This window comes from Stutzerimonas stutzeri KOS6 (assembly GCF_000307775.2).
In the GTDB taxonomy this organism is placed as follows: Bacteria; Pseudomonadota; Gammaproteobacteria; order Pseudomonadales; family Pseudomonadaceae; genus Stutzerimonas; species Stutzerimonas stutzeri_B.
Window position 1 is genome coordinate 310,436 of sequence record NZ_KK020678.1, and the last position, 8,752, is coordinate 319,187.

Here is an 8,752-nt window from a genome sequence, read left to right on the forward strand (position 1 = left end):
TGTCGCGCAGTCGTTTCCGAAGACCTGGACGTGCGGGTCGGTGGTCTTGTGGCAGCTCGCACAGTCCAGCAGCGTCTCCTTGTAAGTCATGCCGTTGGCAAGCGAGAGGTTGCCCGGCAGCGCCTCGGGCCGTGTGCCTTGAGGTGCGCGAGCAGCACCGCCCCCTCATGACCCTCCGGGGCCCGATCGAGCCATCGCACGATGATGTCGGTCAAAGCCGCATGGTCCATACCACGCAGGCTGCGGCCGGCGTCGTGTTCCTTGTGGCAGGCCACGCAGTTGTTCGAGCCGGCGATGTCGGCATGGAATGCCGTCGGTTGTCGCTGGACCAGGACGGTCTCGTTTGCATGGCAGGCCACGCAAGTCGCGTCCTCCACGCCCTTCACCGGCGTGTGGCACGCCGCACAGTCCTCTTTGAGAAACGCATGTGCGCTGGACAGGGGGCCCGGAGAGGCCATGTTCTGCCACGTCGCGGCGCGCTGCATTTGCGGAAGGTATGTCCACAGTGCGACTGCCGACACCGGCGCCAGGACCGCGAGCAGCGCGGCGAGGATCTTTCCCTTTCGACTCATCTGAACCACCGCAACCCGAAGTAGATGCCAGCCCAGATATGCAACGCCAGCAGAAGATAGAAGATGATCGAGAACGCGATGTGTGCCGACAGCCAGGCGTTGAACAGCCTGCGCACCCGCTCCTGGAACTGGATCGAGTACTGCAGATCGGCGGCGGCGGATGCCAGTGGCAGCAGTTCGGCGCTGGCCTTGGGCGTACCGGCAACGCCCGCTGTTGGTCCTTGCGCGTAGGCCCAGTACTGCCCATCCAGAAGGCGCCACAGCCCGTCGATCTGCGCCTTCTTCTCGCGGATGTTCTCCGCGACGTAGCGCAGGTAATGCTGGCCGATGAACCCAGTGAGCACGCTCAGCAGCATCGATGCCGTCAGCGCGACGCCGAGCGCACTCTGGAACTTGTGCCCGCTATGGAGGATGGCCAACAGCGCGCCTACCAAGCCGAAATAGACGTGCGCCTGCAGCAATGCGCCGAAGCCATGCTTCCTGGTGAATGCGCGGCGCAGCGTAGCGCTGCGCTTGATTACGGTGTAGGTGAGCGGGACGAGCATGAACGCCGCGCCTACGACGCCGAACACGCCACCCAGGAGGCTTCCGGCGAAGAAGGAAGAGCGGTGCACCAGGAAACCCAGCCACAGGACCACCAGCATCGAGAAGATGATCGTCGCGATGATGCGATCCTGGTTGCGCATCTACGCATCCACCGAGATATCGGCCGACGCTTTCGCCTGGCAGGCCAGGATCACGCCCGAGGAACGATCGAGTGGCGTCAGACCGTCGTCCACGTCCATGGTGACCTCGCCCGACAGCAGCTTGATCTTGCAGAGGCCGCAGTAACCCTGCCGGCAGGCATATTCGATCGGAACGCCGACCTCTTCGGCGGCCTCGAGAACGGTCTGGCCGGCCGCCAGCGACGCCTTTTTTCCGGACCGCTCGAAGCTGCAGGTGACGGCCGTCGCCGTGTCGCCCGCCGACACCTCCAGGCCGGGAGGCACTGTCCTGGAGGGGCTCAGGAACAGCTCGGAATGAACCGACGCCAGGTCGATGCCCAGCTTGCCCAGTTCGTTGCGGACCGCGTCCATCATCACCGACGGACCGCACAAGTGGATGCGGCGCGAACGGATCTGCGGAATCAGCCCCAGCAGTTCGGCGGTGATGAACCCACGCGGGCCGGTCCATGCCGCCGATGACTCGTCGCTCAGCACGATGGACACATGCAGGTTCGGATGCCGGCGGGCGAGTTGGTTCAGCTCGTCGCGGAAGATCACGCTTTCCAGGTCCTTGCAGGCGTAGACGAGGTCGATCCGGCCGTTCCAGCTCTGGTCGGTCAGGTAGCGGATGGAACTCATCAGCGGCGTGATGCCGACGCCGCCGCCCAGGAACACGACACTGTCGGACTCGACGCCGCGGAAGGTGAAGCGGCCGTAGGGGCCGGACGCATCGAGGAGATCGCCTTCCTTCACCTGCTCGTGCAGGTAACCCGAGACGATGCCGCCGCTTTCGTGCTTGACCGTCAGGTCGCACCAGCCGTGGCAGCATGGCGATGAAGCGATCGAATACGAGCGCTTGACCTGGTTCCCGCCTGAATGCACCGAAAGCGTGAGGAACTGGCCGGGCTCGAACTCGAACGGCAGCGCACCCACGCCCTCCACTGGCGCCAGCCGAAACGTCTTGACCTTGGGCGTCTCCTGGAAGACGCGTGCGACCCGCAGCTTGCCCACCCAGCCGCCCATGGTGGACACGGGTGCGCGTGCCTGCGGCTCGCCCTCGGCCGGCACGCCCGGAGACACGGACGCCGCGGGGGCCGGCGCCCCGGTGCGCAACGTGGCGAGGACCGCATTCGTGCGTCGGGTTCGCGCCACGTACATCCAGGCGGCCAGCAGCGCAAAGGCCAGCAGCAACGCCATCGTGAAGTAGTGGAAGCCCGACAGGCCGAAGACGCCGTGCGCCGGGGCCGTGGTCAGGGGATCGGTCAGGTTCATCTCGCGCCGGAACCACGCCAGCGCGATCCCCCGCGGCGCTTGTCCTTCGGCCAGTGCGCGGTAGGCCGACAGGCCGCTGTCGAATTCGCCCCAGGCTACGCGCATGCGATCAGATACTTCCTGCAGGCCGTCGTAGTCGTTGCGCTGGACCGCGTGCGACGCCTCCGACGACAGGGACGCCAGTAGTTGGATCCCTTCGTGCATCCGGTGGTGGGCGAGTTGCTCAACGCTCGCGCGCCGCTCCGGCGGTAGATCCGGCAGCGCCATCAGCTGCGGATACAGCAGCTTGTTGAGGCGCCGATCCCGACCGCACTCGTCTCCGCGGCAGCCGCGCATCATGTCCTCCATCATGCCGGCCATGGAACCGCCCATCGATTCATCACTCGAAGCCGGCATGCTGGCAGTCGCGTCCGGGTGATGCGCGGCGTGTTCGTCATCGCCGGACGATGCATCAGCCGGCGGTGTGGCGTTCATCGAACTGCTGCTTTGCACCGGCGTGTCATCGGCTGGCGCCGGCTGCGGTACCGCCATGCTTCCGGCCTTGTGATGCGCGGCGTGATCGTCGTCGCCCATCGGCACGCCAGCCGCCGGCGTGGTGCCCATCGGCACACCACCCATCGAGCCGCCGCCCTGGGCAGATGCCGTGCCGGCAGCGACCAGCTGCGCAGCCGTGGTGTAGCCGACCTTGCCTTGCAAATAAGCTGCGTGTAGATCAGCAGCCGACTGAGCGCCAGCAGTTCCGGGAGCTAGCAGCATCGCCAGCGTGGCTGCAGCGGCGACTCGCTTCCACCGTACGAAGTCTTCCGTTAGCACCGCGCCGGCCTCCGCTACATGTGGCCCATCTTCTTCTTAGCCATACCGCCACCCATGCTCGAATCCATCTTCTGCATGGTGGCGTCAACCCTCTGCATCTGCATCTCGCAGTGCTTCATGTCCTCATTCATCTGCTGCATGTGCTGCATCGTGGCAGACATGTCCATGCCCTGATGCGCAGAGGCGTCGCCAGTCTTCATCGCCATGGCCTGTTGATGCATCTGCATGCTGCCTTCCTGCATCTGTCGGCCCATGGCCTCCATGGCTTGCCCCTTTTGGCGCATCATGGCTGCCATCTCCTCCATGTGCGTGGCCATGGCATCGGGCGTTGCAAGCGTATTCTGAGGAGCAGAGGACTTCGGATCGGTAGCGTGCGCCGATGGCGTGCTGGTGGGCTGCTGTCCAATTGGGCTAGGCATGGCGTTCTTGTTGTGCATGTCGTCATCAGCGAGCGTCGTCCCAGCGAGGAGTATTCCCACGAAGCAAATTGGAGCGAGGGGTGTGCGTCGGTGCGGTCTCATGACAACCTCCTAATGGTTGTTTTTCTGACTTTGGCTGTGGGCGTAGGAAAAACTACCTTACAGATCAGACTATTACTAATAGCCTACGGAGAAGAAGCTGTCGTAAACCTTACTTGTGCATTACATTTTCACGTTTGTTGGTGAAATAGTTGTATTGATTTTGAAGAGGAGGTAGCAGGTTATTTGTGGTTTGCGGCGGCGGAGATAGCAGGTGTTTTGCGAGTAGTACGCTGAAAATATGTTAGTTTAGGTAACTGACATAAATGTAAAGTTTAGGTTATATGAACGACAGGTCTGATCTGCAATAAAGCCAAACAATAGCTCGCTCATAAACGGGTCCAAGCTTTCCCTTGTGCCGAAATTTGCGTGCTTCGGAGTTAAACATGATGAATGACTTGATCAAATATCGCGCCTGGTCGGCACACCCGTTTCCGCTCTCCGCTCATGACTGGCGTGGTGCGCAAGCCGAAGTCCTCGAATATTCTAGTTGTCGTTGCTGCAATCAACGGGACCGGCACTGCAGTAAGGAGATTCTATGAACTGGATCGTTCAGCCGCTGCCCGTCCGCAGTTGGGGGCTGCTAGCACCCGTCATCCTAGGCCTTGCTCTGAGCAGCGGCGCGCAGGCTTCGCCAGGGTCAGCCGAGCTTGGCGCCACGTTGCCTCCGCTGCTAGACCTGCTTGAACGGCAGAGCCCAGAGCTCCGGGCTGTCGGGCATGAGAGGCAGGCCGCCTGGGAGCGTCCCGATGTAGCCGGTGCGCTCCCGGACCCGATGCTCACTTTTGAGGAAATGGGCATCGCCCGCGACGACCCGAGCCTATCGCCCAGCGGCGTTGGCAGCACACGTTACGCGTTCCGTCAGACTTTTCCTATTGGCGGCAAGCGGGGGCTTGCTCGCGAGATCGCAGAGGCGGGCGCCGAGCAGGCAGCGGCCCGCGAGCGCCTGAGCCGAGTCGAGCTCAGGAGTCTCGTCAAGCTTGCCTTCAACGAATACCAGTATGCCCACGCAGCCATCCAGGTCACCGAGGAGCTGCGGGCGCTGGTGGATGAGCTTGAGAGTATTGCCCAAGCTCGCTACAGAGTGGGGCTTGCGCCGCAACAGGACGTGATCAAGGCTCAGACCGAGCACACCAGTCTGCAGAGCGAGCTGCTGACGCTGGAACGCGACCGACGGGGCACGGCGGCGCGGTTGAACGGCATCTTGGCGCGCCCTGCGAACTCGCCGCTGGCGGAGCCCGCCGGTTGGCCTGCTCTGCCTGCATCAGTGCCGACCTTGGCTGAGCTGCAGGCTCGTATCTTCGGTGGCAATCCTCAACTGGCTGAGCTCAATGCACGAATTCAAGAGGCCCAGCGTGCTGAGGCGCTTGCCAGCCGAAACTGGATTCCGGATATCACCGTCGGCACTGCCGTCGTCCAGATGGGTAACCGGGCCGAAGAGTTCGAGTTGATGCTGGAGATGAATATCCCGCTGTGGGGCAAACGCCGCAGCGCAGAGCAGCGCGAGGCCGTTTCCTTGCGCTACGCCGCCGAGGCTCGTCGCGAGGCGGTCAACAGCCGTCTCGCGGGCAGCGTAGGTGAAGCGTGGTCGGCGTTGGAGACAGCCTTTCGACAGCACGAACTGATTGACAGAACGCTCCTGCCGCAGGCGGAGCTCACCTATCAATCGGCGCTCGCCAGCTATCAGACCGGCAACGTCGATTTCGCGACCTTGCTTGATGCCCAGCGACAGATTCGCCAGCTGAGGCTGTCGCTGCTCTCGCTGGCGCTGGAGCAACGAGTCCAAGTGGTGGAATTGGAACGTCTTGTCGGAGCAGAACTATGAATCGCATCATGATTTTCGGCGCAGGTGCGCTCGCCCTTGCGACGGCTATCGCCGGCTTCGGTGGTGGCTACATGGTGGCGCAAAGGACAGGCTCCTCGGAGGTAGCTGGAAGCACCGCCCCACAAGAGCGCAAGGTTCTGTACTACCGCAACCCCATGGGGCTGCCCGACACGTCGCCAGTGCCCAAGAAGGATCCGATGGGGATGGACTACATCCCGGTCTACGCCGACAAGGGGCCTGCTGCCGCGCAGGGCGAGCGCAAGATCCTGTACTACCGCAATCCCATGGGACTGCCGGACACCTCCCCGGTGCCGAAGAAGGACTCCATGGGTATGGAGTACATCCCCGTTTATGAGGGTGATGAATCGGGAAACACCGTTGTAATCAGCCCTGAGAAGGTGCAGTTGCTGGGTGTACTGTCTTCGCCAGTTGAGCGCCGCGTGCTCACCCGTACAGTGCGTGCAGTCGGTACGGTGCAGGTCGACGAGCGCGGCCAATACACCTTGGCGCCCAAGTTTGAGGGTTGGATCGAAAAGCTCTACGTCAACACGACCGGTGAGCCGGTTCGCAAAGGCCAGCCACTTATGGAGGTCTACAGCCCCGAGCTGGTGTCGGCGCAGCAGGAGTTCCTGATCGCCAATGCCGGGCAGCAAAGTCTTGCCGGCGGCAGCGCGGCCGCGCAAAAGGGGCTCGCCTCCCTCTCCTATTCTGCCCTTGAGCGGCTACGCAATTGGGATATCGGGGAAGCACAGCTTGAACGGTTGCGTCGTACTGGCAAGGTAACTCGCACTTTGACGATCGCCGCGCCCGTGGATGGCGTGGTATTGGATAAGCCATCGGTTGAAGGTATGCGCTTTCAGCCAGGGGATGCCCTCTACCGAATCGCGGATCTCGATACCGTCTGGCTTATCGCTGAGGTTTTCGAGCAGGATCTGGCGTTAGTTCAGCTTGGGCAGAAGGCGCAGCTTACGGTAAGCGCCTATCCCGACCGGCGCTTTAGGGGCGAGGTAACCTTCGTTTATCCCGATCTGTCGCCGGAGACTCGCACCGCCAGGGTTCGCATCGAGCTAACCAATCCCGACGGCCTGCTTAAGCCGGCTATGTTCGGCACCGCTCAGCTCGCAGCAGGTGAGCAGGCGCCGGTGCTCGCAGTGCCTGACTCGGCGGTAATCGACAGCGGTACTCGCCGGATTGCGCTGGTTGCCCTGGGCGAAGGTCGCTTTGAGCCGCGCGAACTGCGCACAGGCAGGCGTGCCGACGGCTACCTTGAGGTGTTGGAAGGGCTGGGGGAGGGCGAGTCAGTAGTCACGCGCGCCAACTTCCTGATAGACGCCGAGAGCAACCTAAAGGCAGCGCTAAGCGGCATGAGTGGGAAGTCGGCTTCGACTGCAGAAGTGGATCCCCATGCCCATGGAGCCGCCGTCGGGCCTGACGGTCCCGCCGCGCCAGGCAATGCCGATGCACTTCATCGTCATGCTGGACACGACGATCACAGTGATAGCGGCAGTTACGAGAGCAACGAGCTTCATAAGCCGGCGGGTGAGGTGGATGCGGGCCACGGTAGCGACGCTGAGTCTGGGAGTCACCCAGATCATGTGATGCCGGACGGCGGCCATTCCCATGGAGGGCATTAAGCATGCTTGCCAAAATCATTGAATGGTCGGTGCGCAACGTCTTCCTTGTGTTGCTCGCCACGCTGATTATCATCGGCGCCGGCATCTACGCGGTAATGAAAACCCCACTGGACGCACTGCCGGACCTATCCGACGTGCAGGTGATTGTGTACACCGAATATCCTGGGCAGGCCCCGCAGGTGGTAGAGGATCAGGTCACCTATCCGCTTACCACGGCGCTGCTATCGGTGCCCAACTCCAAGGTGGTGCGAGGCTTCTCGTTTTTCGGTGCCTCCTTCGTCTATGTCATCTTCGAGGACGGTACCGACATCTATTGGGCCCGCTCGCGGGTGCTGGAGTACCTCAACTTCGCTTCGAAGAACCTGCCAGCGGGGGTGACACCCGCGTTAGGGCCAGATGCCACAGGTGTGGGCTGGGTCTACCAATACGCCTTGACCAGCACACGTCATACCCTTGCTGAGCTACGCACCCTGCAAGACTGGTTCGTGCGCTATCAGCTCACCAAGGCCGAAGGCATATCCGAGATTGCGAGCATCGGAGGCTTTGTCCAGCAGTACCAGGTCACCGTTGACCCGCAGAAGCTTCAGGCCTATGACATCCCGTTGAGCCGGATATCTGAAGTCATCCGTACCAGCAATGCCGACGTCGGTGGCCGCATCGTAGAGATGAGCGAGACCGAGTACATGGTGCGCGGTCGTGGCTACCTGCGCGGTGCAGAGGACATCGAGAAACTGGTGCTGAAAGCTTCACGCGGAATTCCGGTTCTGCTGCGTGATGTAGCTCGCGTCGAACTCGGCCCGGACGAGCGTCGCGGCGTCGTTGAGCTCGATGGAGAGGGTGAGGTGGTCGGCGGCATCGCCGTTGCCCGCTACGGTGAGAATGCTATGTCCGTGATCGACAATCTTGAGGCCAAAATAGAGGAGATCCGTCCCGGCCTGCCGGAAGGAGTGAATATCGAGACGGTGTACGACCGCTCGGATCTTATCCAGCGCGCTGTCGACAATCTCAAGTTCACGCTTCTTGAAGAGTCGATCATCGTTGCGCTGGTGTGCGTTGTGTTTCTTCTGCACGTGCGCAGTGCGCTGGTGGCCATCCTCATGCTGCCGATTGGCATCCTAATGTCCTTCATCGCCATGCGCTGGCTAGGGCTCAACTCCAACATCATGAGTTTGGGCGGCATCGCGATCGCCATCGGTGCGATGGTGGACGCAGCTATTGTGATGATCGAGAACGCCCACAAGCACCTGGAGCGAGCGCCGCCGGAGAAGCCGCGTGTACATATTATAATCGAGGCCTGTCGGGAGGTAGGCCCTGCGCTGTTCTTCTCGCTGCTGATCATCACAGTCTCCTTCCTACCGGTGTTCACGCTGGAGTCGCAGGAGGGGAGGATGTTCTCGCCGCTGGCGCTCACCAT

At 62.0% G+C, this 8,752-nt stretch carries 7 protein-coding genes; 3 read left to right on the forward strand and 4 right to left on the reverse strand.

The genetic code is table 11. The features are described 5' to 3' along the window. Positions 1 to 86: 86 nt before the first annotated feature. The 4 genes from B597_RS47790 to B597_RS0223890 form a co-directional block, all read right to left on the reverse strand. Positions 87 to 572, reverse strand: coding sequence for a cytochrome c3 family protein (locus B597_RS47790; protein ID WP_226925015.1), 486 nt, complete (start codon positions 570 to 572; stop codon positions 87 to 89). Further along, positions 569 to 1,258, reverse strand: coding sequence for a hypothetical protein (locus tag B597_RS45370; protein ID WP_003292130.1), 690 nt, complete (start codon positions 1,256 to 1,258; stop codon positions 569 to 571). The genes B597_RS47790 and B597_RS45370 overlap by 4 nt, the downstream gene beginning before the upstream one ends. Next, positions 1,259 to 3,244 carry a 2Fe-2S iron-sulfur cluster-binding protein gene (locus B597_RS45375; protein WP_226925016.1) on the reverse strand — a complete coding sequence of 662 codons (1,986 nt, stop codon included), beginning with the start codon at positions 3,242 to 3,244 and terminating at the stop codon, positions 1,259 to 1,261. A gap of 131 nt (positions 3,245 to 3,375) precedes the next feature. Further along, the gene (locus B597_RS0223890) at positions 3,376 to 3,798 is read right to left on the reverse strand and encodes a hypothetical protein (protein ID WP_169918116.1); all 423 of its coding nucleotides are present in this window, start codon (positions 3,796 to 3,798) and stop codon (positions 3,376 to 3,378) included. A gap of 619 nt (positions 3,799 to 4,417) precedes the next feature. Between B597_RS0223890 and B597_RS45380 the strand changes: the two genes are divergently transcribed. The 3 genes from B597_RS45380 to B597_RS45390 all read left to right on the forward strand — a co-directional run. Beyond that, positions 4,418 to 5,704 (forward strand): TolC family protein, encoded by a 1,287-nt coding sequence (locus tag B597_RS45380; protein ID WP_003296208.1) that lies wholly within the window; start codon positions 4,418 to 4,420, stop codon positions 5,702 to 5,704. Further along, positions 5,701 to 7,338, forward strand: a complete 1,638-nt coding sequence (locus B597_RS45385; RefSeq protein WP_003296206.1) for an efflux RND transporter periplasmic adaptor subunit — start codon at positions 5,701 to 5,703, stop codon at positions 7,336 to 7,338. The genes B597_RS45380 and B597_RS45385 overlap by 4 nt, the downstream gene beginning before the upstream one ends. 2 nt (positions 7,339 to 7,340) lie before the next feature. Then, on the forward strand, positions 7,341 to 8,752 hold a 1,412-nt coding region (locus tag B597_RS45390; RefSeq protein WP_024162560.1), incomplete at its 3' end, for an efflux RND transporter permease subunit.